Origin of the sequence: Paenibacillus sp. FSL H8-0168, from assembly GCF_038592955.1 — a bacterium.
GTDB classification, from domain to species: domain Bacteria; phylum Bacillota; class Bacilli; order Paenibacillales; family Paenibacillaceae; genus Paenibacillus; species Paenibacillus polymyxa_B.
In genome coordinates this window covers 3,941,275-3,966,147 of sequence record NZ_CP151948.1, presented here as the reverse complement: position 1 = coordinate 3,966,147, position 24,873 = coordinate 3,941,275, and the positions used below count along the sequence as shown (strand labels likewise).

Genomic DNA, 24,873 nt, shown 5'->3' with positions numbered 1-24,873 from the left:
CTTGTGAACAGGACAGTGAACAAACCGATTCTTTGTGAAAAATAATGATTTTTTCGTAAAAGGGCCAGGAACACTTATACGCATTGGATTGCGTCGGTTCCCGGCCGGGTTTGTGTATTCAAATAAAAGAAGGAAAGATGACGGTACTGCAACTAGTCAGGAAATTGAACGTTACCATTAACGATATAGGCTCCGCCTGTACCATTTTCCGCTAGAGCTGGGATTGTGTCGTTTAGCACGACACCGCGAATGTCCGTAATCCGTATTTTCAGAGGTTGTTTTCCTAAGTTAGTACCTAGAAAGTGGTTGTAATCCTGTTTTTCGAGATTGAGCCATTGTCCGTTTTGTTGGACTTCCATCTTCAAGACCGGATATTTATGATTGCGTACTTGAATGGCTGCCCACCATTGGCTGCTGCCTTCTTTAATGCGGTAGGAGACATTGCCGTTAACCGGAGCTTTGACCACTTTCCACGAAATATTAATTTTTCCGTCTATTTGATTGCCAATCAGGTTGAACGCGTTTGGGGACAGATCGAGCGCGCCACTTGGACCTTCAGGGTAAAGATCAGTTACATATACGGTTGTTTTCCCTTTGGGACCTTGAACTTCCAAATAGGCTCCAGCTAATGCAGCTTTGATTCCGTTATAATTCAGTTGTGTGCGATTAAGCGCTGTAATTTTGGCATCCGAAGGGATGGGATCAAGCAGTAATGCCCCTCCAGAGTAACCTGATCCTGTATATGTGGCGTACCCCGTGTATGTATCATTCCAAGCAGCTGAAGCGGGAAGGGCGAATAATACAAGACTTAGCAACGATGTTAGACCGATGGTTTTGAACTTTCGGAACGTCGATATTTTTTGCATAACATTTCCTCCTTATTCATTTAATAGATTCATATAGTAAATATAAACACTATATTACCTAATATTTCAAATTGTACAATAGGACTTTGAGGCAAAAAGAAAATATTGAAGATGTTTGTCAACATACTCATAGGCCATATGGCGTGTTTTTTTAGAAATGGTTGTACAGATAAAGAATAAGGGGAGGATTAAGTAATGAGGACGAAACTAGGACTTTTGGATGAAGTCTTTTAAATAGAATAAGCGAACTATTGTTCTCTTTTTGTTTGTCGTATACAATCGAATCATGCTGATTCAAATGGAGTGATGTGAACTCTGTTGTATGCTGCAACGAAAGGATGTTTTGCACCATGATGGGAAGAGCCCATTTGATTATTGGAACCGGGGTCTCCCTGTCGGTATTAGCTTTAAGTGGATACGAAGTGACCCCGGCTGCCGTGGCAGCTGCTGTGGTCGGTTCACTGTTGCCGGATATTGACGAGCCTAACTCCATGCTCGTGAGCCGTGCGCTCCCAACCAAAATGCTTAGGCTTATACAGCTTCTAATGATTGGGGCTGCTGGTTGGGTATTTTTCACCCGTTTGGCTCCACCGCCATGGAATCTTGTTTTGGCTTTGCTGATGATCAGTGCTTCTTTTATGCCTTCACGATCCATGCGCAAGGTTATTATCTTTCTAATTGGTATCGGCCTAGCCTGGTATGGAGAATCATATGCACCGTGGAATTATATCGCCGGGTGTCTGCTGATCATTTGTACGTTAGTCCCACACCGAGGGTTGACACATACGGTATACGGGACAGTCGCATGGACTGCGCTGCTTTATGGTACGACACGTTTGCACGGTGACAGCATATGGCTGGCTGGAGGTATGGCATATTTGCTGCATTTACTGGCAGATTCCTTGACGAATAATGGAATTAAACCTTTGCCGCCGTTCAAATGGAAGCTGCGATTTAAATTGATGAGTACCGGAACCCGGAAGGGAGCTAAGATAGAAAACGTCTGTATTGCTTTAACTACTGTACTTGTAGTGATTGCTTTGCTTCGTTATAAGCATTTGATTTGATATATTCTATCTTTTGTTTCTATTAAATTAAAAAAACAGTCAATGCACGTTGTACGTGTCTTGACTGTTTTTTTATAGATTGCGATTCTCTGTTACAACTTAGGCTCGTTCAATAATGGTATTCAGCGTTGTACGATCCAGATTTTGAACCAGCTTGATGATCAGCTCTTTGGCTGCATCATAATCATCAGTGTGAATAATGGACGAGGAAGTATGGATGTATCGTCCACAGATGCCTATGACAGTGGATGGCACGCCAATTCCGCTCAAGTGCACTTGACCTGCATCGGTTCCCCCTGTGGAGATGAAATATTGATACTTGATTTTGTGAGTTTCCGCCATGTCTTGCACGTACTCCACAATCCCGCGATGTGTAATCATACCTGGATCAAATACCCGCAGCAGTGCGCCTTTACCGAGGTGCCCGTAAGCATTCGGGTCGCCGCCCATATCGTTGGCTGCACTGCAATCCAGTGCAAAGAATATATCCGGCTGAATCAGATTGGCCGCTGTACGTGCACCACGCAGTCCCACTTCTTCTTGAACAGTGGCCCCTGCATACAATGTATTGGGAAGCTTGTCTTTTTCTTTATGTAATGCTTCAAGCAGTTCAATAGCCAAGCCTACACCGTAGCGGTTATCCCATGCTTTAGCCATAATTTTTTTAGGATTTGCCAGTGGAGTGAAATCACAGATCGGCGCAATGGCCGTTCCTGGTACGATCCCCAGGTCCTGCGCCTCTTGTCTGCTGTCTACGCCGATATCCAGATACATATGCTTGATGTCCATAGGTTTGCTGCGTTGCGATTCATCCAGCAAATGAGGCGAGACAGAGCCAACTACACCGATAACTGGGCCTTTTGGTGTCAATACTTGAAGACGTTGTGACATAATGGCTTGGCTCCACCAGCCTCCAACCGGCTGAAAACGAATCATTCCAGTTTCCGTAATACCATTCACGATAAAACCGACTTCATCCAGATGGCCTGCCACCATTACACGTGGTCCACTCTCTTGACCGCGTAGCACCCCAAAAAGACTGCCCAGTCGATCTTGCACGATTTCATCGGTATAACCGGATATTCGTTCCTTAACCCATGCCCGCAACTCACGCTCATGTCCAGGAATGGAAGGAAACTCCGTTAAGGTTTTAAACAATTCCAATGTTTTTGATTCCATGATGTATACCTCACTCCTTATTAATTAACCAGTGGTCGTCATGTATTCAGTATGAATGGATTTGTATCGAATGTCCACGATATCATTTTCCTGACATAACATTTCTCCAAAAAGCTCATAATGAAAAAGACCCAAGCAATTCGAACCGCCAAGCGCGAAAACTTACAGATAAGGGGTGGTGAATGATGCCAGCTAAATCCGGGCAGCGCGGTTTTCGTACCAATACGTCGCCGCTGTCCATAAATGAGAAGGACTATCAGAATATTTCACAAAAGCATGAACCCTCGAGAAAAGTATTTGCCAATTGTGTGCGCGCTTTTCTGGTTGGAGGCGGGATATGTGTGATTGGACAGGCGATTCAAGAGGCTTTTATGGCAGGAATGCACATATCAGCCAAGGAGGCCGCCCCGCCGACCTCATCGATGATGATCTTGTTGGCGGTCATATTAACCTGTATCGGGGTTTACGATAAGGTTGCTCAATGGGCAGGAGCAGGAACCGCTGTGCCCATTACAGGCTTTGCTAACTCCATGTGTTCGGCTGCATTGGAATATCGTTCTGAGGGACTGGTGCTCGGAGTGGGCGCGAATATGTTCAAACTTGCAGGCTCGGTTGTCGTATTCGGGGTGGTGGCTGCATTTATCGTAGGCGTTATATATGCCATCCTTGGTGTGGGAGGCAATCACTTATGAGAAGACAGGGAGGACAAACCTGGAAGTTTGAATCAAGACCGCGCATCATTGGAAGTGCCACTGTTGTGGGCCCGGATGAAGGAGAGGGGCCGTTGTCCACAGATTTTGATTATATTTATGACAATATAGAAATCAACGAGAAAACGTGGGAAAAAGCGGAACGTAGATTGATTGAGCATTCTACAGAGCTGGCGCTAATTAATGCCAATTTGAACAAAGAAGAAGTGCAGTTTTTTATTAGTGGTGATCTGATGAATCAGATTGTCAGTAGCTCCTTCTCGGCAAGCAAGCTGGCTATTCCCTATTTGGGTGTTTTTGGAGCCTGTTCAACATCAATGGAAAGCTTAGCCTTAGCCGCACTTATTGTGGACTCAGAGGCCGGTGACTACGTGATGGCGGGTACGACCAGCCATAACTGTACTGTAGAAAAACAATTCCGCTATCCTAATGAATACGGATCACAGAAGCCCCCTACGGCTCAGTATACTGTTACCGGTTCCGGCGCCGCAATTGTAGGACATGCCAAGTCAGGAACGGTGGTGGATTGTGCTACCATTGGACGTGTAATGGACATGGGCATTAAAGACCCTTTTAATATGGGTGGAGCCATGGCTCCCGCGGCTGCGGATACGCTGTTGTCTCATTTTCGAGACACTGGCCGTGACCCTGGTTACTATGATCTCATTGTAACGGGCGATTTAGCCTCAGTGGGGCTACCAATTGCCAAGGAGCTGCTCAAAAAAGATGGGTTCGATATGAATCAGACGGAATTTAATGATTGCGGTTTGCTGATTTACGACATCAATAAGCAAAAGAAAGTCATTGCAGGAGGCAGTGGTTGTGGCTGCTCGGCTGTTGTAACCTACGGGCATTTGTTGAAGCGGATCGAAAAAGGAGAGCTGCAAAAGGTACTGGTCGTGGCGACCGGAGCGTTATTATCTCCTTTGACTACACAGCAGGGTGAAAGCATTCCTTGTGTTGCACATGCTGTAGCTTTTGAAGCGGGAGGAACAGTATGATATTTCTATGGGCTTTTTTAGTGGGTGGTGCCATTTGTGTTGTGGGCCAGTTGATGATGGATGTGTTCAAAATGACGCCGGCACATACGATGAGTACGTTAGTGGTTGCAGGTGCAATTGCTGATGCTGTTGGGATATACGATCCGCTTATTAAATTTGCAGGGGCGGGTGCGACCATTCCAATTACCAGTTTTGGTAACTCACTTGTACACGGCGCATTAACCGAATTGGAGAAGGACGGATGGCTGGGTGTCATTACAGGGATCTTTAGTCTGACAAGTGCAGGAATTTCCTCTGCGATTATTTTCTCTTTTCTGGCATGCTTGTTTGTTCGTCCAAAAGGAAGCATATAAAAGCAGCGTACTTTAGATTTGACATAAAAATAAATGATTATATACATGTGCCCTTCGGATCTAATGACCGAAGGGTTTTTAATTGTTCTGCACATGAAAGATCGAAAGAAGGATAGAGTTTGAATAATACGGGCAGGGGGTTAAGTGTACTCTGTGCCCACCTTCATGTACAATAATAGGAAACATGTTGCTATCTAGGAGGTTTACAGAGCTATGCCCGTACGTCAAGAATCTGTGCAGATTGTATCTGCAATCCGTTCTAATCTGGAATCATGTATATTAGGTAAATCCTTTGAAATAAAATTACTGCTTACGGCTATGCTGGCGGGTGGACACATTCTGATCGAGGACGTTCCGGGTACGGGAAAAACGCAAATGATCAAGGCTCTTGCCAAATCCATGCGCGGTGATTACCGCCGTGTTCAATGTAATCCTGATATTCTCCCGAGTGATATTACAGGGGTATCCATATTTCATCCACGGGACGAGCGTTTTTATTTCCGTCCGGGTCCTGTGATGACTAATATTTTGCTGGCGGACGAAATTAACCGAGCGACGACGAAAACCCAGTCGGCTCTGCTGGAGGTTATGGAGGAACGCAGTGTGACAGTGGATGGGGACACTCATATGTTGCCTCATCCTTTTATGCTGTGTGCGACACAAAATCCGATTGATTTTGAAGGCACTTATATGCTGCCGGAAGCACAGTTAGATCGTTTTATGCTCAAAATCAGCTTGGGTTATCCTGACATGGAGACGGAGCGAAACATGCTGCTTCATCATCAGGCAGGCCAGCCAGCAGACCGCCTGGAGGCTGTAGCTCATATGGAGCAGATTGCTGACATCCAGCAGGAAATTAGAGGGATTTATATGGACGAAGCAGTGACGTCCTATTTACTTGATATCGTTCGTGCGACAAGAGAACATCCATCCGTGCTGCTGGGAGCTAGCCCCCGGGCGGCGCTTGCTTTTGTAATGGCTGCGAAGGCATACGCTTTTCTGGACAACCGTGACTATGTGCTGCCTGATGATGTGAAGGCGCTGGCACCTTATGTGCTAACGCATCGTTTGTTGCTGCGTCCCGAGGCGCGTCTGGACAGTTCCAGTGCCCAGTCCGTGCTGCAGGCTGTCCTTCGGCAGGCTCATGTACCCGTACGAATGGAGCGTCCTTAGGGAATGAATATGGTCAAAAGGAAGCGCAGGCTTCCACGGCTGTCAGGCCGCATCTGGCTTCTGGTGGTCATATGGGTGGTGTGCCTGCTATATTTGTTGTTTCAGGGCGGCAAGACGTCGGTCATGCTGTTGTCTATGGTTACGCTGTTAATCGTTTATTTATGGATTGTTGGTCTGAGCGGAGTTCGCCGTGTGCAAGGCTCCCGGCAGCTTTCGCAAGGCTCGCAGTTTGGAGAACTGCTGCATGCGGGAGATCAGGTGCATGTAAAGCTGAGCCTCAGTATACCTGGTTTTCTTCCGTTACCCTATGTCATTGTCCGTGAGGTCCTCAAGCGACATACAGGTGAATCCTGGTCGTTTGAGGACAGTGTCATTCCCAGTCTAAAAGGGGGCGGTCAGCTTACATTTCAGACTCCTGCTTTAGAGCGAGGAAGCTATCACTTTGAGGAAACGGAATGTGTGAGTGAGGACATCTTCGGTCTGTTGGAGCACAAAGGCAGCTTGAACGCACGCGGTGAATTTCGGGTGCTGCCCCGAACGGTATTCATTCCATATTGGCAGATGAATGACCGTCGCTCAAGGATGTCTGGACCGCAGACCGTTCAAACTCGAACGCGGCGTGAAACGACACAAATTAACGGTGTACGGGACTATGTATATGGAGATCGGTTTTCGCGCATCCATTGGAATGCGACGGCTCGTACAGGTAGCTGGAAATCCAAGGAATTTGAGCATGAGACCGTTCCAAAAACGATGCTTGTGCTGGACGTACACATGAAGCATTATGTAAACGCCGAACAGTTTGAGCTAGCTGTATCCTCTACCGCTTCATTGCTGGAATATGGTGGACGGGAGCGAATGGGGGTTGGATTGTGCACAGCTGGAGAAAAAGGCACTGTCTTTCAGCCAAGTGAGCAGACAATGGAACGACAACGAATGATGCATCACTTGGTAGACATACACACAACTTCACAAGGTAGCTTGAAATCCGCTGTAGAAAGCAGTGTGCGTCAGTTTCCGCAAGGCTGTTATTTTATACTGATTAGTCCGCTGAAGGATTATCAGGCGATGGAGCTTCTTCGCTGGGCCGATACTCGGGGGATGACTCCGTGCCATGTCTATATAGGAGAAGGTTCTGCTGAGGGAGAAGCTGAAGAATGGATGAGCATGCTTCGTGCAAGGGGAATCAAGGGCTACGATGTTGAGAGCCTTGAAGAGCTCCCGGCTGTAATGGGGGGAGGGACACTATGAAGAGCTGGTTACAATCGTTAAAGGGTTCCTGGGCCCCCGCTTTTACATTTTTATGGATTATTATTATTGCCATGCAATGGGTTTCTTTTGCTTCCGAATTATGGCTTGAAGAGACAAGAGCACTTGTACTGATGACCATTACAATGCTGGCTCTGGTGAAGATTGTACTACCATTTCGTCCTTGGATTGAATTTATTGTTAAGGCGGCGGCGCTGTTTTTTATTTTGTATCGGACATTGGTGTCTTACTCCATCATTATCCCCTTCGGAGGGGTAGCCAATCGCCTGGACCAATTTATATCCAATATGTCTCCTTATATTTGGTTTTCCCTTATCGCTTGGCTAGTTATTGAAATGGTGCCGCTCATCGTTACAACGAAGCAGCGGATTCTTGTTTTTGTGGGTATTAATATCGCCGCGCTGGCAGTGCTTGATTCCTTTACGCCTACTGTGCTGTGGGAGGAAGTTGCCTGGATCGTCTTTGCTGGTATGGGTTGGCTAGTGACACAGCATCTTCAGTATTTTCGGCAGCATTATCCTCAAGGCTGGAAGCATATTCGACGCTATCCATATAAAATAGCAGCCAATATTGCGGTCATTTTTGCGCTCATTATTATGGCTGGTGTCAATATGCCAGAGGTACAGCCAGCTTTGACGGATCCCTATACAGCGTGGACCCAGAGAAATAGCTCAACCACCGCCGGGATTAGCAATGGATCTGGGGCATTGAATCAGCGGATGAACACCGCATCAGGTTATAGTCGCCAGGATAATCGGTTGGGTGGAGGTTTTAATTTTGATTATTCTCCTGTCATGACCATCACGACCACTCAGCGAAGCTATTGGCGGGGGGAAACGAAACGAACCTATTCTGGTACAGGTTGGAGTGACGGGGGCAACGATGATCAAACGCTAAATGATGTTCCAATGACCGCAGAGCTTGAAAACACACAAGAAACGCGGCATTCGACGGAGCAGGTCGTTCAGACCATTACGATGCAAAATGACCAGAGCTATCCTGTTTTGTTTGGCGCCTACTCGGTGCAGCGTGTTCAATCGGTGGACAGAGATTCACGGGCAGATGGGTTACGTTGGAACCCGGAACAGGCGGAACTGCTTTGGAATCCATCCTCCCGAAGAACTGCTTATCCTAAAACGTATACTCTGGTATCACATGTCCCTGTGATCCCTGAGAAAGAGCTACGCACAAAAACTTTTAATGAGTTGTACGGAAAAAACAAACAGGATGCCTATCTACAAATTCCAGATGAGTTGCCACAGCGGGTTCGTGATTTGGCTCAGAACGTAACGTCAACGGCGAAAACGCCGTATGAAAAAGTCGGATTACTACAGCAGTATTTGCAGCAAAATTATGCATATACGAACAACCCGGACCTCTCACGGAAAAGAAGCAGAGATTTTGTGGATGCCTTTCTGTTTGAGATTCGGGAGGGCTATTGCGATTATTATTCCACCTCATTAGTCATGATGGCTCGCTCTGTTGGGGTTCCAGCCCGTTGGGTTAAAGGATATGCACCTGGTCAGCAGACATTTTCAGATGATGCAACAACGGGCGAAAATGACGAAAATATGTCCTCTTACTCCGTGACAAATGCGGATGCTCATTCCTGGGCGGAAGTATATTTAGGTGAATACGGTTGGGTTCCTGTAGAAGCTACGCCTGGTTTTGATATGCCGCTGCTTACGGAACAGGAGGATTCAAAGACTCCAGAAGTCCCTGAGGTTAAAGATCAGCCTGAACCAGAACAGCCTGAACAAACCCCGCAGACTAATCCAGAAGAAGGTTCAAAGATTCATCCTGTAATCATAGGTTCTGCTGCTGCAATTCTGCTGCTGTGGGCTGCTTATATCGTCTGGCGTAATCGCGCAGACATTCACTTTTACCTGCTGCGCTTACGCAGAGGTAAGCCGCTGACCCTGGATGAAAAGGTGGTCGTCGAAACTGAGCACTGGTTAAGGTACATGCGAAGAAGGGGATTTGTCCGCGCCAGTCACGAGACGCTGAGGGAATCAGTTGATAGATGGTCGCTAGAAGTACCGGAACACGCTTCAATTTTACATCAGCTGCTTGGCCGATTTGAACAAGCGCGTTATAGCCCCTCATCCGTAACCGCAGAAGATTGGCATATGGTTCGCCAGCAGGCATCTCTGTTACACAAAGAAGGATGGATAAAACGATGGGCTGGACGAAAAGCTGCGTCGGATCAGAAGGATCAAGACTAGTCTATTTTTGATTAGGTCCAAACGCCGTCTATTTTAATCTTTAGCTATATATTTAGTGAAAAAGCTGTCCGTTTGTTGCGGATAGCTTTTTACTAAGCCATAGTAATATGGTATAGTTTGTCGTATGAAACTGAGGTGACCGACGTTGTTTGAAATGCTGATGCCCAAATTACGGGTGAATACCGTCTTTGATATTGATCTTGAGGGCTTGTATGCTCAAGGATATCGCGGCATTATTACGGATCTAGATAACACGCTGGTCGGTGCAAAAGCGCCGAATGCGACTCCCGAGCTGGTGGCCTGGTTTGAGAAGGTCAAACAGGCGGGTTTTAAGCTTGTCATCGTGTCTAACAACAATATGGACCGTGTATCCGTGTTTGCTACGCCTTTGGACATTGAATTTATACATGCCGCACGGAAGCCCTCCAACTCGTCTTTTCGTAGAGCCATCCGTATGATGGGGCTGACTCCGGAAGAGACTATTATGGTCGGGGACCAAATGTTGACGGATGTATTGGGAGGCAACCGACTGGGATTGCATACGGTGTTGGTGCTACCGATATCCATTCATGATGAAGGAGTCATGACCCGATTTAATCGGCGGTTGGAGCGAATCGCGCTCACAAGGTTACGTAAGAAAGGCTTATGGCTTGAGGAGGAAAAGAAGAATGACTGAAAGACCTGACGGCGGCACTGCCGTCAAATGTAGTGGTTGCGGTATCACCGTGCAGACCACTAGCCCGGAGCTTCCGGGATATATTCCTGAAAAATTGCTTACTCGCGAACCTGTCATCTGTCAGCGTTGCTTCCGGATCAAAAACTATAATGAGACGTCTTCAGTTACGGTGGATCAAGATGAGTTCTTGAAGCTGCTCAGCCAGATTGGCGACAAAGATGCGCTCGTCATCCACATTGTAGATATTTTTGATTTTGAAGGTAGCTTGATTTCCGGTTTGCAACGCTTTGTAGGCTCCAATCCAGTTATACTGGCTGTGAACAAGACCGATTTGCTGCCTAAGGTAACGAATTGGAACAAGGTACGTAACTGGGTACAAAAGCAAGCGAAAGAGCAAGGACTACGCACGGAAGAAATCGTACTGTGCTCAGCTAAAAAAAATCAGGGCTTTGACCGTCTGTTGGATGTGGTATCTGAGCTCCGTGGTAACCGCGATGTATATGTAGTCGGAGCGACAAATGTGGGTAAATCGACGCTTATTAACCGCTTGATTCGTGATTATAGCGATATGGAGCAGGAACTCACAACGTCCCGTTACCCGGGGACTACACTCGATATGGTGAATATTCCGCTCGACGACGGCAAGCACATTATTGATACTCCGGGTATTGTATACCCTTGGCGATTCAGCGAAATCGTCTCCCGTCAGGACTTGAGCGCTATTATGCCGGACAAGCCGCTGAAGCCTGCTGCATATCAGCTTGATGCCGGACAAACATTGTTTTTCGGCGGTATGGCCCGATTTGATTTTGTGGAGGGTCAGCACCAATCATTTACCTGCTACATTAACGGTGGTCTTAAGATACATCGCACGAAGCTGGAGCGAGCTGATCAGTTGTTCGCTGATCATGCCGGGGAATTGTTATCTCCGCCAACACGCGATCAATTGGCAGAGATGCCGGAATGGACAAGACATGAGTTCCGCGTTCCACGCAAATCTCCATCGGACATCTACATTTCCGGTTTGGGATGGATCAGGGTAAATAGCGAGAACGGAGCTCTGATTGCGGTTCATGCTCCTCGGGGAGTCCGTGTGCTTTTGCGGCCTGCGTTGATATAACGTTGCTGTAACCATGTTATAGGGCGGCAAGGAACAGGTGTACTGGTTCCTGCCGCCATTCATGTATTTGTGCGGCCTAATATTTTGCAATATGGGGGAGAGCAACGATGAACAGCGGGGAGTCTGAAGCGACCGAACAAGGTCTTGTACTATTGGGCGTATTGGGTGATCCGATCAAGCACTCCAAATCGCCTCTTATGCATAAAATAGCTTTACAGGCAGCGGGGATTGAAGGAGATTTTGTACCTCTTCATGTCAAACCGGATCAGCTGGAAGATGCCATGAAGGGGATTCGCGCTTTGCATTTCCGCGGAGTCAATGTGACGATTCCCCATAAAGTTGAGGTTATGAAATATCTGGATGAGATTGATGAAGGGGCCAGACTCATTGGCGCTGTCAATACGATAGTGAATGACAATGGACGTCTTAAGGGCTATAACACGGACGGAATTGGCTACGTACGTTCCCTCAAAGAAGAGACTTCTGTCGAGTTGAAGGGCGCAAGAATTGCTGTTCTTGGAGCCGGAGGGGCTGCTCGTGGCGTGATTCATGCTCTGTTGGAGGAGCAACCGGAATCGGTTATTATTTTGAACCGAACACGTGACAAAGCTGAGCAACTGGCATTAGAGTGGACGACGGAAGCGATCCCAGTGAGGGGTTATTCCAACGAAGATGCCAAGAGCGTGCTCGCCACAGTGAATGTGTTGATTAACACAACCTCGGTGGGAATGTCTCCTTTAGCGGATGAGCTTCCACTGGAAACGAGCTTGATTCCGGAGGGAATCATTGTGAGTGATTTGATCTACAACCCGCTGGAAACGAGACTTTTACAGGAAAGCCGTGAACAGCGCGGCTGCACTGTACATGGGGGTTTGGGCATGTTCGTGTACCAGGGGGCTGTGGCTTTTGAGTATTTTACAGGGGTTGTCCCTGCTGTAGAGCAAATGAGAGCGGCTGTGCTGAGTAGCCTGTCGTAAGTAAGATTGTACATTAAAATTATGGAAATGCTGCATTGTATATGTGGCGACGAAGGGGTTAAATATACATGTTAACAGGTAAACAAAAAAGATATTTGCGTTCAATGGCGCATCATTTGGACCCGGTTTTTCAAGTAGGTAAAAACGGTACGAATGAGCATCTTATGCGTCACATCAACGATGCGATTGAAAAGCGTGAGCTGATGAAAGTGCAAATTTTGAACAACTGTTTGGACGACAAGCATGAAATTGCGGAAGAACTGGCCGCGGAGACAGGTTCTGAGCTTGTACAGATCATCGGGAGCACTATTATTTTGTACAAAGAATCCCGTGATCATAAGGAAATCGAGTTGCCTAGAGGATAACACGCGGGGAGAAAATTATGAAAATCGGTATTATGGGTGGTACATTTGACCCGATTCATATTGGACATCTGCTGGCTGGAGAAGCGGCAAGAGATGCCTATGGGCTGGATCAAGTATGGTTTATGCCTTCTCATATTCCTCCGCACAAGCATCAGGCGGGGGCGAGCGGTAAGGAGCGTCTGGAGATGACGAGTGAAGCGGTAGCGGGTCATCCTGCTTTTGAAGTGCTTGATATTGAAGTGCTTCGTGGGGGAGTATCCTATACCATTGACACGATCAAGGAGCTTCAGGAGTTGCACTCTGCTGTGGATTTTTATTTTATTATTGGTGCGGATATGGTGAACTACTTGCCTCATTGGCAGGGAATTGAGGAGCTGGCGCAGCGAATTTGTTTTATTGGTGTTCGGCGCCCAGGGTTCCAGCTTGCGTTGGATGAGTTGCCGCATTATTTGCAGGACAAGGTACTGCTGGCGGATATGCCGGTGGTGGATATTTCGTCGACGGATATTCGAGAGCGTGCTGCGGAAGGGCGCACTATCCGTTATCTTGTACCTGATCGTGTGCATGACTATATTACAAGGGGCGGTTTGTATGAAGTACAGCCGTGAGCAATTAATGGAAGCCGTATCTGGTCAAATGCCTGAAAAGCGCTGGAAGCACACACTAGGTGTTATGCATACCTCAGTGGAGCTTGCGAAGCGCTATGGAGCAGATCCGGATAAGGCAGAACTGGCGGCTATTTTGCATGATGTAGCGAAGTATTGGCCTGTTCAGCAGATGGAAGAGGTGATTCGCAGTCATCCCGAATGTGATCAGGAGCTTTTGGAACATGACAAGCAGCTCTGGCATTCAGAGGTAGGATACTGCGTTGCAGCAAGAGATTACGGAGTGGATGATCCGGAAATAAGGAATGCGATCCGCTGGCATACGTCAGGACGCGTAGGTATGAGCCTGCTGGATAAAGTCGTGTGTCTCGCTGATTACATCGAACCGGGACGGGATTTTCCGGGGGTTGAGCATATCCGTAAACAGGCAAAGAAAAGCTTGGAGCAGGGCCTTATCGCTGGATTTGACTCCACGATTTCATTGTTGCTGGAAAAGAAAAAGGTTATTTTTCCACTAACAGTCTTGTCGCGTAATGACTTGATTCAACAACTAAAACAGAGAAAAACGGAGGTTCATGAATGACCCTAACTAATGAGCAATTAATGCAAACAGCGGTTGATGCTGCAAATGATAAAAAGGCAATGAATATTGTCGCACTGGATTTGCGGGGAATATCACTAGTAGCTGATTATTTTGTTATCTGCCACGGTAATTCGGATACACAGGTACAGGCGATTGCAACAGAAATTCGCAAACGCGCTCATGATGAAGGTGTAACCATCAAAGGAATCGAAGGAATGGATTCCGCCCGTTGGGTTCTAATGGATTTGGGGGATGTCGTAGTGCATGTCTTCCATCGCGACGAGCGCGAATACTATAACATTGAACGACTCTGGTCGGATGCTAAGGTTGTGGAAAAGGTATGAGTTTGATCGCCGGTACTTATGTCACCATTATGGTGGATCGTGAGGTATCTCCTTTCGGCTACTTTCTCACTGTTGGTGAGCAGGATGTGCTGCTGCATTATACGGAGCTGACACGTGAAATTGAAGTTGGTGAACGGTTGGAGGTATTTATTTTTCACGATACAGAGGACCGCTTGGCCGCAACCATGAAAAAGCCGTTCTTGTCGTTGGGCGAAATGGCAAAGCTTGAAGTGGCTGATGTGCATCCGCGTTTGGGTTGTTTCCTGGAGATGGGATTGGGTCGTCAGCTTTTGCTGCCGATTCGTGAGTTGCCAGAAAACCGAGATTTACATCCTCGGGTGGGCGACTATGTGTATGCCATTATGGAGCATGACAAGCAAGGTAGACTGCGGGCTAAGCTGGCAGGGGAACAGGAACTGGCTCCGTTGTGCTTCCACGCCCCTGATTCGTGGCTGAATACGTGGGTGCAGGCGACTGTGTACAAGCCGCTTCAAATGGGCACATTCGTTCTGGTGGACGGAGGTGTGCTTGGTTTTGGTGCGATTGGGATGATTCACTCCTCGGAACGCAACCGGATGCTTCGCTTGGGTGAAGAGGTTAAGGTACGGGTCACACTTGTTCGCGAAGACGGTCGGGTCAATCTGGCGATGTCGCCACGCAAGGAAGTAGGTCGTGATGAGGATGCGGATCGATTAATTGCTTTTCTGAAAGAGCGTCCGGGTGGCGGCATGCCTTACTCCGACGCAACGCCGCCGGATATTATCAAGCAACGGTTTGGTATCAGTAAATCCGCCTTCAAGCGTGCGATGGGCAAGCTGATGAAGGAAGGAATGGTTACACAAAAGGAAAACTGGACCTACCTGGTGGAGAAAATGCCGAAACCGAAGGACGGGAATGGGGAATAAAAAATGGCTTCTTACCGGAAGTTTGCCTATGTGTATGATGAGCTGATGCAGGACATGCCGTACCCGGACTGGTTACGCTTTGCACGGCAGGCTTGGGATCAGTACGGTATGCCGCATACGGTGGCCGAACTGGGCTGTGGAACGGGTTCGATTACGATTCCCCTAGTTAACTCGGGCTTCGAAGTGTCTGGAATCGACTTATCCTCTGACATGCTGGCAGTAGCCCGTCGCAAAATGGAAACCACTCCCCAGGGACAGCGATTGTTTCGTGAGGGAAGCGTTCGCTGGATACAGCAGGATATGAGAGAATGGATTTTACCCGAGCCTGTGGATTCTGTAATTTCTTTTTGCGATTGTCTGAATTACTTGTTGGAGGAAGAAGATATAATTTCTACTTTTCTTAGAACTCATGCTGGACTGAAGCCTGGCGGAACCTTCTTGTTCGATGTACATCATCCCCAGACGTTTTTACGTTATGATGAAGAGCAGCCATTCGTACTGGATGATCGCTCTATCTCATATATCTGGACATGTGCGTTGGACACTCCCCGTTGTGAAATTGAGCATCATCTTAGTATCTTTGCGAAAGCAGAACATGAAGGACGCGATCTGTATCAGCGTTTCGAGGAAATTCATGTACAGCGTGCCTATGATCCAGACTGGATGAAAGCAGAATTGTCCAAAGCAGGTTTTCGTGATGTGAAGGTATATGCGGATTTTGAATGGGTAGAAGCAGAAGATGACGCGGCGAGACTGTTTTATGTTGCTGTAAAATAGTGAAGACTCATTGAGCAAATTTAGGAAAAGAAAGACGCTTTTCATGATGACATGAAGGGCGTCTTTTTGCACTCATATATTCACTTTATAGTTCAACTGAAGCTCATCACCCGGTACACCCCGAATACCCCAGTTCTGTTTGGGCGTTTCAAATATAGTAATCTCAAGATCCTGTGGAGCAATGCCAAAATGGTCCATAATTCGTTGGAATAACAGCTGGATGAGCTGCTTCTTAGCTTCTGTCGTTCTGCCTTCAAAGATACTGATTTCAATAATGGTGTACGCCTCAGAGCGACCATCGGCATATATAAAGTCTTCCTGATCCATAGGGAAAAAACGATGAAACCTCTTGTCTGGAGGGTATTTGAATGCATCCACCACAGCAGAATGAATCACCTCTGAAAGCTGCTTTTTGATTGGATTTAGAGCTTCTTTTATTCCGAAAATTTTAATCTGTGCCATGTCTCAGCTCACCTTTCTTATCTCAACTCAACTCAATTTGCATCAATTTAATTCGAAGTTATTATAAAACATTCGTATGCATGTGTCATGAACAATTAGTATGAAGAGGGTCTTTAACACCAAAGATAGTCCTTATTTGACTTTTTTCGCGGTTTTCAATATAATAGTGCCATTATTAACGGTTAAACAATCGCTGATGAGGAATAGTAGCTTTGTCTGGACATATAGAGAGCCGGCGGGTGGTGCAAGCCGGTTGACAGCGCAAAGTGAACTCGCCTCGGAGATATGCGTCCAACGCAGGAACGCCTTTACAGGTGCTTGTATCCTGTTATTAACCCGCATCGGATCACCTCCGTTATCAGGTGCAAAGGGAGTAGAACGCGAAGAACGCTTTCTGCTAACTAGGGTGGTACCACGGGAATATAACCTCTCGTCCCTAGCGCTGACACGCTACGGGATGCAGAGGTTTTTTTGTTGCATACCGTTTGAGGAGGAAAAGACAATGACAGACACACAGCCGAAGCACGGCTATCAACCGCAAAGTATTGAACCAAAATGGCAGAAATATTGGGATGAGAACAAGACGTTCCGCACCGGGGAAGAGCCGGGCAAACCGAAGTTTTATGCTTTGGATATGTTTCCGTACCCATCTGGAGCCGGCCTGCATGTAGGCCACCCAGAGGGCTACACAGCTACGGATATTGTTTCACGTTATAAAAGAATGCGCGGCTACAACGTATTGCATCCGATGGGTTGGGACGCCTTCGGTCTGCCTGCCGAGCAGCATGCGCTGGATACAGGGGAGCACCCACGCGAAATTACGGTGAAAAACGTAAATAACTTCCGCCGTCAAATCAAATCGCTCGGCTTCTCCTACGACTGGGATCGTGAAATCAGCACGACGGACCCTGATTATTACAAATGGACACAGTGGATCTTCATCCAGCTGTACAAGCGCGGCCTTGCATATGTAGCTGAAGTACCCGTGAACTGGTGCCCAGCGCTGGGAACAGTGCTGGCGAATGAAGAAGTTATTGACGGCAAGAGTGAGCGTGGCGGTCATCCGGTCGTCCGTAAACCAATGCGTCAATGGATGCTGAAAATTACGGAATACGCGGATCGTCTGCTGGATGATCTGGAGGAACTGGATTGGTCTGAGAGTATTAAGGATATGCAGCGGAACTGGATCGGTAAGTCTACCGGGGCTGAGGTTCGTTTTCCAATTGAAGGCTATGACGAGCAACTCACAGTATTTACAACCCGCCCAGATACACTGTTCGGCGCAAGCTACTGTGTGCTGGCACCAGAGCAGGAATTGGTGGATATTATCACTACGCCTGAGCAAAAGGATGCTGTACAACAGTACCGTGAACAAGCTGCTCGTAAAAGCGATCTGGAGCGTACGGATCTGGCCAAGGATAAAACAGGCGTATTCACAGGAGCTTATGCAGTGAACCCGGTGAACGGCGAAAAGCTGCCGATCTGGATTGCTGACTATGTACTGGCAGGCTACGGAACTGGAGCGATTATGGCTGTACCTGCTCACGATGCGCGTGACTGGGAATTTGCCAAGCAATTCGGATTGAATATCATTGAGGTTGTCCAAGGTGGAGATGTGGCTAATGAGCCATATACTGAGGATGGACCGCATGTCAATTCAGGCCCGCTGAATGGACTTACCAACGAGGAAGCGATTCCGAAGATGATTGAATGGCTGGAAGCCGAGGGCAAAGGACACGGCAAAGTCACCTACCGCCTGCGTGACTGGCTGTTCAGCCGTCAACGCTATTGGGGCGAGCCGATTCCGGTAATTCATCTGGAGGATGGAACGATCAAAACGGTTCCTGAGGACCAACTTCCGCTCGTACTGCCGGAGATGGACAATATCAAGCCTTCAGGTACAGGTGAATCCCCGCTGGCGAACGCAACAGATTGGGTGGAAACCATTGATCCTGAGACAGGTATGAAAGCACGCCGCGAGACGAATACAATGCCGCAATGGGCAGGAAGTTGTTGGTATTACCTGCGCTTTATTGATCCGAAAAATGACAAAGAGCTTGTATCCAAAGAAAAACAGCGTGAATGGATGCCTGTTGATTTGTATATTGGCGGAGCGGAACATGCGGTTCTTCACTTGCTGTATGCCCGTTTCTGGCATAAGGTACTGTATGATATCGGCGTAGTGGAAACGAAAGAGCCTTTTTATAAGCTGGTCAACCAGGGTATGATTTTAGGCAACAACAATGAAAAAATGAGTAAATCACGCGGTAATGTCATTAATCCTGATGATATTGTCAATACGTTTGGCGCCGATACGCTGCGTATTTATGAGATGTTTATGGGGCCGCTGGAAGCGACCAAGCCATGGAATGAGAATGGGGTAGAGGGAGCACATCGTTTTCTGTCCCGCGTATGGCGCCTGTTTGTTTCCGAGGATGGTAGCCTGAACGATAAAATTACAAATGACGGCGGTAGCGATGAGTTCAATCGTACTTGGCATAAAACGCTGAAAAAAGTAACCGAAGATCTGGATGCGCTGCGCTTCAATACAGCGATCAGCCAGCTGATGATCTTCACCAACGATGCATACAAAGCAGACCTTCTGCCGCGTGCAGCAATGGAAAACTTCGTGCAAATGCTGTCGCCGCTTGCACCCCATCTGGCTGAGGAATTGTGGCAGCTGCTGGGGCACAATGATAGCATTACCTACGCGGCTTGGCCTGCTTATGATGAAGCATGGACGGTGGACGCCGAAGTGGAAATTGTTGTGCAAGTAAATGGTAAAATCGTACAGCGTGCAACGATTGCCAAGGACCTTGATGCTAAAGCGATGGAGGCATTCGCTGTGTCGTTGGACAATGTTCAGCAGGCACTGGCCGGCAAAACGATCCGCAAGGTAATTGCTGTTCCAGGTAAACTGGTTAATATTGTTGCCGGTTAATCGGCTTTAAGCCGAAGGAGACATCTACCTTTTGCATGTCCTCTTCATACTTGTTGTGCGTGGCCTGTATTAGCTCGGGAAAGACGCTATGCAGGCTGATGTCCAACAATGCGAGAGCTTCGGCGGTAATACCTCCCGGAACCGCCACTCTGGCCTGTAACTCGGCTGGTGTCATCCCGCCTTCCGTGAGCAGCTTTCCAGTGCCGATGATCATTTCACCGGCCAGGGCGCATAGCTCCGTACGGTCTATACCTGTAGCTTGAACTGCGGCTTGAATCCACTGGTCCATAAAAAAGGCCAAGAAAGCAGGACCACAACTCGAAAAATCCGACGTGATCCGAGTATAAGATTCTTTAACCCGAATCGGCCTGCTGATGTGGGACATAAGCTCTTCCAGAAGGGTGCGATCCTCCTCTGTAATCCGGCTTCCATGGATGCACAGTGAGGCTCCGCTGCCCACTTGGTGGGTGATACTTGGAATAATTTTGGATACTTTGGCTTTCAGTGCATGTTCCAAAATACGAATCTGCACCGGGCTTGTGATAGATACGACGATTTGCTCTTCTGTAATGACGTCGCGTATTTCATCCGTTACGGCTTTTGATTCCAGCGGCTTCACACAGATAAACAGAACATCGCTTTCCGCTGCCGTTTCACGGTTGCTTTGGGCTGCATGCAAACCTGGATAGCGACGGGCTAGCTCGGTTACCTTGGAATGCGTTCGATTGCTTGCTGATATTTGCTGCGGCTTGAGTGCGTTAGAATTAATAAAAGACTCAATTAGCAGACTTCCCATGCTGCCAGTCCCGATAAATCCAACTTTCATTGTTCAACGTCCTCCTTTCATACTTTGCGGTATAGACGCTGTGCTGTCAGCTGTCATTCTTCTTAGTGTATGCGCCTGGTCTTGGCCGACATGACGAATTTTATGTCTGAGCATGTTAGATCGTCCCCGGGGTCGTACCACTTTTTTGTGAAAATGCTCACAGCGAGACCGTATGGAGGTTGTTTGCACCCTCCGGTTTAACGGGAATTGGACAGACTTGCTCTGTTTGATTGAGACGGTGTTTTCAGTCGGCTCAATTTCCCGAAATCCATGTGGAGTAGGGGACGATACGGAAATGAAACGTGTATGGACAGGAACAGCGATAACGCTTGCTGTAATCGGGAGTGGACTTATTTTATTTGCCGGAGGACAGCGCTCTGAGCCGCAAGAAGAGTGGACTTTACTTAACCATAAGGTGGAGCAGGCTGTGGCGATGGAGACAGAGCCAAATAAGTCGCAGCGCAGCAGTGACTACGCCCAGAAAAAGCCTGTTGTAAAAGAACCTTCAGACAAAGCTGAGCGCAGTAGGAATGCCGAAGCCGCTGACAATGTGAAACGTGATACTGTGCAGATTTCTACTGGTGTATCTGCTGCTGTGAGCGAAAACTCTATTGCGGGAAATTCAAGTACCGTAAAGCAGTCAGGTGTTGCGAATCCGAGCTCAGACACAGGTATTGTCAGTTCGAGTGGTGCAACGACGAGTAGGACCAATAGGGTAAGTGATTCGGTTACTACACCCGATTCCGGCGAAAAAAAGGTAAACATCAACACGGCGACTGCTGCTGAGTTAATGGAATTACCAGGGGTTGGGGCTAAAAAAGCCGAGGCTATACTGAACTACCGTAATCAGCACGGGGCGTTCAAACGTGTGAACGATTTGGATCACGTAAAGGGAATCGGAGCTAAAATGTTGGCTAAAATGAAGCCGTATGTCAGTTTGTAACTTATATAAGATTATAATGTACAGGTCCTGAGAACGGCGGTAGCGGATATGGTTTACGTTTTAACTTGTTTATACGGGAGAGATGGAAATGAGTGCAGATGTACGCAAGGACTGGGACACCTATTTCATGGATATCGCTTATATGGTATCCACCCGTTCGCGCTGTGCGCGGCGTCATGTTGGAGCCGTACTTGTACAAGGTAAAAAGCTTTTGGGGACGGCCTATAATGGAGCACCATCCGGGGTACCTGACTGTTCTGAGGCAGGCTGCATGATCTCAGAGGAGTATGAGGTCGTTCACCGTGATGGGCGCGAGGAAATGGTTAAGAAGCAGCGTTGTATTCGCACTATTCATGCGGAGCAGAACCTGCTGCTGTTTACTGACCGAATTGATCGTGAAGGCTCTTCAGTATATGTCACCGACCAGCCATGCTGGACGTGTGCCAATATGTTGGCGAACAGCGGTATTGTGGAGATTGTATACCACCGACCTTATCCCAAAGATGCCGACAAGGTTCGTGCTATGATGGAGGAAAAGGGAATCGCCTTTCGTATGCTGAAAACCTATCATCCACCAAAAGAAACGCTGATGGATGTAATGAATTAAAAAAGTAAACGAGGAAGAACCTCTGACGAATGCTATTTTGTCAGAGGTTCTTTTTATTTTGTGTTTTTTGGACAGAAAGCAATGTTTGCTACCGGAAGGTGATTGTATTCAAGCTAAGCTTGTGTTAACTAGACCTATATTGACCCTTACTGTTTGTTGGATTACAGGAAGTGCGGGAGCATGTCTGTATTCTGGACATATGCTTTTGTTACTCTGGGCGGGGGTTACCCTGATCTTTCCGCTTATAGCTTTATGGATGAAAATCCCCATCCGGCATATGGTATTACTTTGGCTTGCATTCAGCGGGGGTGGATTTCATTGGTTTTGGCATGATACGCATAATGTTAGCAGTATTCCCGATGCTCTTCATGTATCGTCTTCTATGGTGGAAGACATGCCTGTTCAAATAGCAGGGCTTATCGCTTCTAAAGTACAGGTAGATGGTGACCGAACACAGTTTGAGATGAGAGTCACCTCAATCAATCACTACGGAAGTCATTCGAAAAAGGACGAGAATCGTACACCAATTTCTGAACAGGTCATTGTTCATATCAAGTTGGCTGCCAAGCAGGAACAGCAACTTGCGGCAGCGTGGCAACGTGGAGATGCAATCCTAGTGCGTGGCACCTTAAAGGCTCCTGCAAAAGCGGGGAACTTTGGCGGCTTTGATTACAGTGAATACCTGCACACACAGGAAATCCACTGGCTTTTCAAAGGCGATGGAGCAGCCTCGTTACAGAAGCAGGAGGCTTCACTGTGGAACCGCTACACTTTGTTCAGATGGAATGATCAGTTAAGGGAGCAACTAGGGCAGAGAATGGAATCGGCATTTACATCACTTCATCACGCAGGATATATGAAAGGACTGGTGCTTGGGGTAACAGATGAGTTGGACCCAGCAACATATAACGAGTTTATGCAGCTTGGTTTAACGCATATTTTAGCAATATCGGGCATGCATGTGGCAGTATATGCAGCTACACTATTATATTTACTCAGGCTGTTACGAGTTAGCCGCGAGACATCTCTTACAGTCGTGATGATACTCATTCCGGCTTATGTCCTGCTGACAGGTGCTTCTCCCTCTGTTGTGAGGGCAGGAATTATGGCGATGATCGGCTTGTTTGCAGCCCGACGAGGTATGCTCAAAGACGGACTTAATATTCTAAGTATATCCGCGTTGCTCATGCTGATTTGGAATCCATATTATCTTCTTAGCGTCAGCTTTCAGCTTTCCTTTTTGGTGACAGGTGGGTTGCTCATTTATATGCCGCTTATGAAGCCGTTTTTCGCCAAATGGCCTTTCCTAATCGGAGGTGAGGTTGCGATTACAATTACGGCACAGCTTGTTTCGTTTCCAATGACGGTATTCTACTTTAATCAATTTTCGCTGTTATCATTTGCGGCCAATTTTGTGCTTGTACCCCTTATTACATATATCGTGCTTCCAATAGGTACGGTGGCGATGGGGCTTTCTTTTTTGTGGGGGGATGGGGCTCGTATTCTTGCGTGGCCGGCAGAGCAATTGAACGATTTGACCTTTTTACTAGTGAAATGGCTGAATGTGGATGATGCTTATGTGAGTATTTGGCCGTCTTCCTCCATTCTGTGGGTCATGGCGTATTACGCAGCTCTGTATAGTGTTCTGTACTGGCTTAAAACGTGGCTGACATCTCGCAGGCAAACAGACGATAATTCTGTTTTGAATTCCACTCCCATATCATCACCCGTGTATACGGGATTAGCGGCTTCTGCCGAATGGGCTGCTGTTTTTAATACAGCTCATGAACCTGAGGGAGCAGGGAAATTTGCGCGTCGACAGTGGAATGGTTATAGTCATTTGGCACTGGCTCTAAGTGTTATCGCCTGGCTTGGCATATTGTATACAGGTTATCAATCTCCTGGTGGGAGAAATACGGGGGTGGTTCAATATTTGGATGTGGGCCAAGGTGACAGCATTTTAATTACCACGCCGGGCGGGAAACATATTTTGGTAGATGGCGGGGGTACAATGGACTTTGCTACAGGGAAAAATGCTTGGCGCAAACGCGCAGATCCCTACGAGGTAGGTGAAGATACGATTGTGCCCTTGCTAAAACAACGAGGTGTACATCGGCTGGACGCTGTCATTTTAACACACGGAGATCATGATCATGCCGGAGGACTACAGGCTGTGCTTGACCAGATTCCCGTATCTACCTTGTTTTTTAATGGTACCCTGACAGATAAAGCCCCATTCCGTAAGCTGTTGAACACGGCTTTAGACAAGCAGATCAAGCTGTACGGTGCACATCATAGTATGGAATGGGAGCCAGACCAGGCTACGAAAATCCGCTTTCTCTATCCGTTTACGCCACCGGAGAACGAATCTGAGCAGTTGCCTGTTATGAAGGAGCAAAATCATTACTCTGTTGCCATGATATTGGAGATGGAGGGAGCCTCTTTTTTGTTCACAGGAGATATGGATGATGCAGCAGAGTCGTCGTTGCTCTCTGAATTAACTCGTTTTTCATCAAGTGTGAAAGATAAGGGAGCAACGGGGGCTGTCGGGAAAGCTGTAGACGTCATGAAAATAGCACATCACGGTAGCAAGTATTCCACCTCGGAAGAGTGGTTATCCTACTGGCGACCGAAAGTATCCGTTATTTCGGTCGGTGCGACCAATACTTACGGACATCCGAATGAAGCGGTATTGGAACGTTTATCGGCAGTTGATTCTGCTATATATCGAACAGATACGATGGGAGAGATCCAGATTCGAGCGCAGCAAGGAAAACTGAGTGTGCGGTACCAACGCAAACAGTACAAAACAAATACGAATACAACAACAAACTAAAACGGGTGCTCACTCTCAGGAGTGGGCTGTTTGCTTTGAATCCAATCTGCATGGACAGTAGCT

The 24,873-nt window shown here is 47.4% G+C and carries 25 protein-coding genes and 1 other annotated feature; of the genes, 21 read left to right on the top strand and 4 right to left on the bottom strand.

Annotation, left to right across the window (positions count from 1 at the left end; translation table 11 throughout):
- Positions 1 to 152 precede the first annotated feature (152 nt).
- On the bottom strand, positions 153 to 866 hold the full coding sequence (locus MHI21_RS17460) for an expansin EXLX1 family cellulose-binding protein (RefSeq protein WP_061830386.1): 714 nt from the start codon (positions 864 to 866) through the stop codon (positions 153 to 155).
- A gap of 350 nt (positions 867 to 1,216) precedes the next feature.
- Here MHI21_RS17460 and MHI21_RS17455 point away from each other — a divergent pair, with 350 nt between their 5' ends.
- Entirely contained in the window at positions 1,217 to 1,933 is a 717-nt protein-coding gene (locus tag MHI21_RS17455) for a metal-dependent hydrolase (protein WP_165178440.1), read from the top strand.
- Between the two features lie 99 nt (positions 1,934 to 2,032).
- On the opposite strand, the gene MHI21_RS17450 is transcribed toward MHI21_RS17455, so the two are convergent.
- Positions 2,033 to 3,112: a M42 family metallopeptidase gene (locus MHI21_RS17450; RefSeq protein ID WP_061830384.1), complete on the bottom strand. Its 1,080-nt coding sequence runs from the start codon at positions 3,110 to 3,112 to the stop codon at positions 2,033 to 2,035.
- A 185-nt stretch (positions 3,113 to 3,297) separates the two neighbouring features.
- Between MHI21_RS17450 and spoVAC the strand changes: the two genes are divergently transcribed.
- The 15 genes from spoVAC to MHI21_RS17375 all read left to right on the top strand — a co-directional run bounded on the left by spoVAC (position 3,298) and on the right by MHI21_RS17375 (position 16,195).
- Positions 3,298 to 3,804: a stage V sporulation protein AC gene (gene spoVAC, locus MHI21_RS17445; RefSeq protein ID WP_025723396.1), complete on the top strand. Its 507-nt coding sequence runs from the start codon at positions 3,298 to 3,300 to the stop codon at positions 3,802 to 3,804.
- Positions 3,801 to 4,823, top strand: coding sequence for a stage V sporulation protein AD (spoVAD, locus tag MHI21_RS17440; RefSeq protein ID WP_075154476.1), 1,023 nt, complete (start codon positions 3,801 to 3,803; stop codon positions 4,821 to 4,823). Before spoVAC ends, spoVAD begins: the two co-directional genes overlap by 4 nt.
- Complete coding sequence (gene spoVAE / locus MHI21_RS17435) at positions 4,820 to 5,176, top strand: stage V sporulation protein AE (RefSeq protein WP_013311204.1); 357 nt, start codon at positions 4,820 to 4,822, stop codon at positions 5,174 to 5,176. The genes spoVAD and spoVAE overlap by 4 nt, the downstream gene beginning before the upstream one ends.
- A 213-nt stretch (positions 5,177 to 5,389) precedes the next feature.
- Positions 5,390 to 6,349 carry a MoxR family ATPase gene (locus tag MHI21_RS17430; protein WP_342418593.1) on the top strand — a complete coding sequence of 320 codons (960 nt, stop codon included), beginning with the start codon at positions 5,390 to 5,392 and terminating at the stop codon, positions 6,347 to 6,349.
- Between the two features lie 3 nt (positions 6,350 to 6,352).
- Positions 6,353 to 7,600, top strand: coding sequence for a DUF58 domain-containing protein (locus tag MHI21_RS17425; protein ID WP_165178438.1), 1,248 nt, complete (start codon positions 6,353 to 6,355; stop codon positions 7,598 to 7,600).
- Positions 7,597 to 9,843, top strand: coding sequence for a transglutaminase domain-containing protein (locus MHI21_RS17420; RefSeq protein ID WP_342418592.1), 2,247 nt, complete (start codon positions 7,597 to 7,599; stop codon positions 9,841 to 9,843). Before MHI21_RS17425 ends, MHI21_RS17420 begins: the two co-directional genes overlap by 4 nt.
- A 145-nt stretch (positions 9,844 to 9,988) precedes the next feature.
- Positions 9,989 to 10,519 carry a YqeG family HAD IIIA-type phosphatase gene (locus MHI21_RS17415; RefSeq protein ID WP_013311200.1) on the top strand — a complete coding sequence of 177 codons (531 nt, stop codon included), beginning with the start codon at positions 9,989 to 9,991 and terminating at the stop codon, positions 10,517 to 10,519.
- Entirely contained in the window at positions 10,512 to 11,639 is a 1,128-nt protein-coding gene (gene yqeH / locus MHI21_RS17410) for a ribosome biogenesis GTPase YqeH (protein ID WP_039272319.1), read from the top strand. The genes MHI21_RS17415 and yqeH overlap by 8 nt, the downstream gene beginning before the upstream one ends.
- A 107-nt stretch (positions 11,640 to 11,746) precedes the next feature.
- Entirely contained in the window at positions 11,747 to 12,616 is an 870-nt protein-coding gene (gene aroE / locus MHI21_RS17405; protein WP_322160757.1) for a shikimate dehydrogenase, read from the top strand.
- Between the two features lie 68 nt (positions 12,617 to 12,684).
- Positions 12,685 to 12,981, top strand: coding sequence for a ribosome assembly RNA-binding protein YhbY (gene yhbY / locus MHI21_RS17400; RefSeq protein ID WP_013311197.1), 297 nt, complete (start codon positions 12,685 to 12,687; stop codon positions 12,979 to 12,981).
- Positions 12,982 to 12,998: 17 nt separating this feature from the next.
- Positions 12,999 to 13,589, top strand: coding sequence for a nicotinate-nucleotide adenylyltransferase (gene nadD / locus MHI21_RS17395; RefSeq protein WP_071641885.1), 591 nt, complete (start codon positions 12,999 to 13,001; stop codon positions 13,587 to 13,589).
- Positions 13,573 to 14,169: a bis(5'-nucleosyl)-tetraphosphatase (symmetrical) YqeK gene (gene yqeK / locus MHI21_RS17390; RefSeq protein ID WP_039272316.1), complete on the top strand. Its 597-nt coding sequence runs from the start codon at positions 13,573 to 13,575 to the stop codon at positions 14,167 to 14,169. Before nadD ends, yqeK begins: the two co-directional genes overlap by 17 nt.
- Positions 14,166 to 14,513 carry a ribosome silencing factor gene (rsfS, locus tag MHI21_RS17385; RefSeq protein WP_013311194.1) on the top strand — a complete coding sequence of 116 codons (348 nt, stop codon included), beginning with the start codon at positions 14,166 to 14,168 and terminating at the stop codon, positions 14,511 to 14,513. Before yqeK ends, rsfS begins: the two co-directional genes overlap by 4 nt.
- A complete protein-coding gene (locus tag MHI21_RS17380; protein ID WP_029515375.1) occupies positions 14,510 to 15,418 on the top strand; it encodes a S1-like domain-containing RNA-binding protein in 909 nt (302 codons plus the stop codon). The genes rsfS and MHI21_RS17380 overlap by 4 nt, the downstream gene beginning before the upstream one ends.
- A gap of 3 nt (positions 15,419 to 15,421) precedes the next feature.
- Entirely contained in the window at positions 15,422 to 16,195 is a 774-nt protein-coding gene (locus MHI21_RS17375) for a class I SAM-dependent methyltransferase (RefSeq protein WP_341163588.1), read from the top strand.
- A 72-nt stretch (positions 16,196 to 16,267) separates the two neighbouring features.
- On the opposite strand, the gene MHI21_RS17370 is transcribed toward MHI21_RS17375, so the two are convergent.
- Complete coding sequence (locus MHI21_RS17370) at positions 16,268 to 16,657, bottom strand: tautomerase family protein (RefSeq protein ID WP_160789315.1); 390 nt, start codon at positions 16,655 to 16,657, stop codon at positions 16,268 to 16,270.
- A gap of 184 nt (positions 16,658 to 16,841) precedes the next feature.
- Positions 16,842 to 17,098, top strand: a binding site (T-box leader).
- A 61-nt stretch (positions 17,099 to 17,159) separates the two neighbouring features.
- Here MHI21_RS17370 and leuS point away from each other — a divergent pair.
- On the top strand, positions 17,160 to 19,598 hold the full coding sequence (leuS, locus tag MHI21_RS17365; RefSeq protein WP_103049583.1) for a leucine--tRNA ligase: 2,439 nt from the start codon (positions 17,160 to 17,162) through the stop codon (positions 19,596 to 19,598).
- Here leuS and comER read toward each other — a convergent pair.
- Positions 19,579 to 20,424 (bottom strand): late competence protein ComER, encoded by an 846-nt coding sequence (comER, locus tag MHI21_RS17360; protein ID WP_165178435.1) that lies wholly within the window; start codon positions 20,422 to 20,424, stop codon positions 19,579 to 19,581. The two genes, leuS and comER, sit on opposite strands and share 20 nt — an antisense overlap.
- Positions 20,425 to 20,719: 295 nt before the next feature.
- On the opposite strand from comER, the gene MHI21_RS17355 reads away from it, so the two are divergent.
- From MHI21_RS17355 to MHI21_RS17340, 4 genes are all read left to right on the top strand, one after another.
- Complete coding sequence (locus MHI21_RS17355; RefSeq protein WP_341163589.1) at positions 20,720 to 21,367, top strand: helix-hairpin-helix domain-containing protein; 648 nt, start codon at positions 20,720 to 20,722, stop codon at positions 21,365 to 21,367.
- Between the two features lie 88 nt (positions 21,368 to 21,455).
- Positions 21,456 to 21,974 carry a dCMP deaminase family protein gene (locus MHI21_RS17350; protein ID WP_025723414.1) on the top strand — a complete coding sequence of 173 codons (519 nt, stop codon included), beginning with the start codon at positions 21,456 to 21,458 and terminating at the stop codon, positions 21,972 to 21,974.
- 180 nt (positions 21,975 to 22,154) lie between these two features.
- Positions 22,155 to 22,307, top strand: coding sequence for a hypothetical protein (locus MHI21_RS17345; RefSeq protein WP_341163795.1), 153 nt, complete (start codon positions 22,155 to 22,157; stop codon positions 22,305 to 22,307).
- Positions 22,237 to 24,810, top strand: coding sequence for a ComEC/Rec2 family competence protein (locus MHI21_RS17340; RefSeq protein ID WP_342420220.1), 2,574 nt, complete (start codon positions 22,237 to 22,239; stop codon positions 24,808 to 24,810). The genes MHI21_RS17345 and MHI21_RS17340 overlap by 71 nt, the downstream gene beginning before the upstream one ends.
- Positions 24,811 to 24,873: the final 63 nt, after the last annotated feature.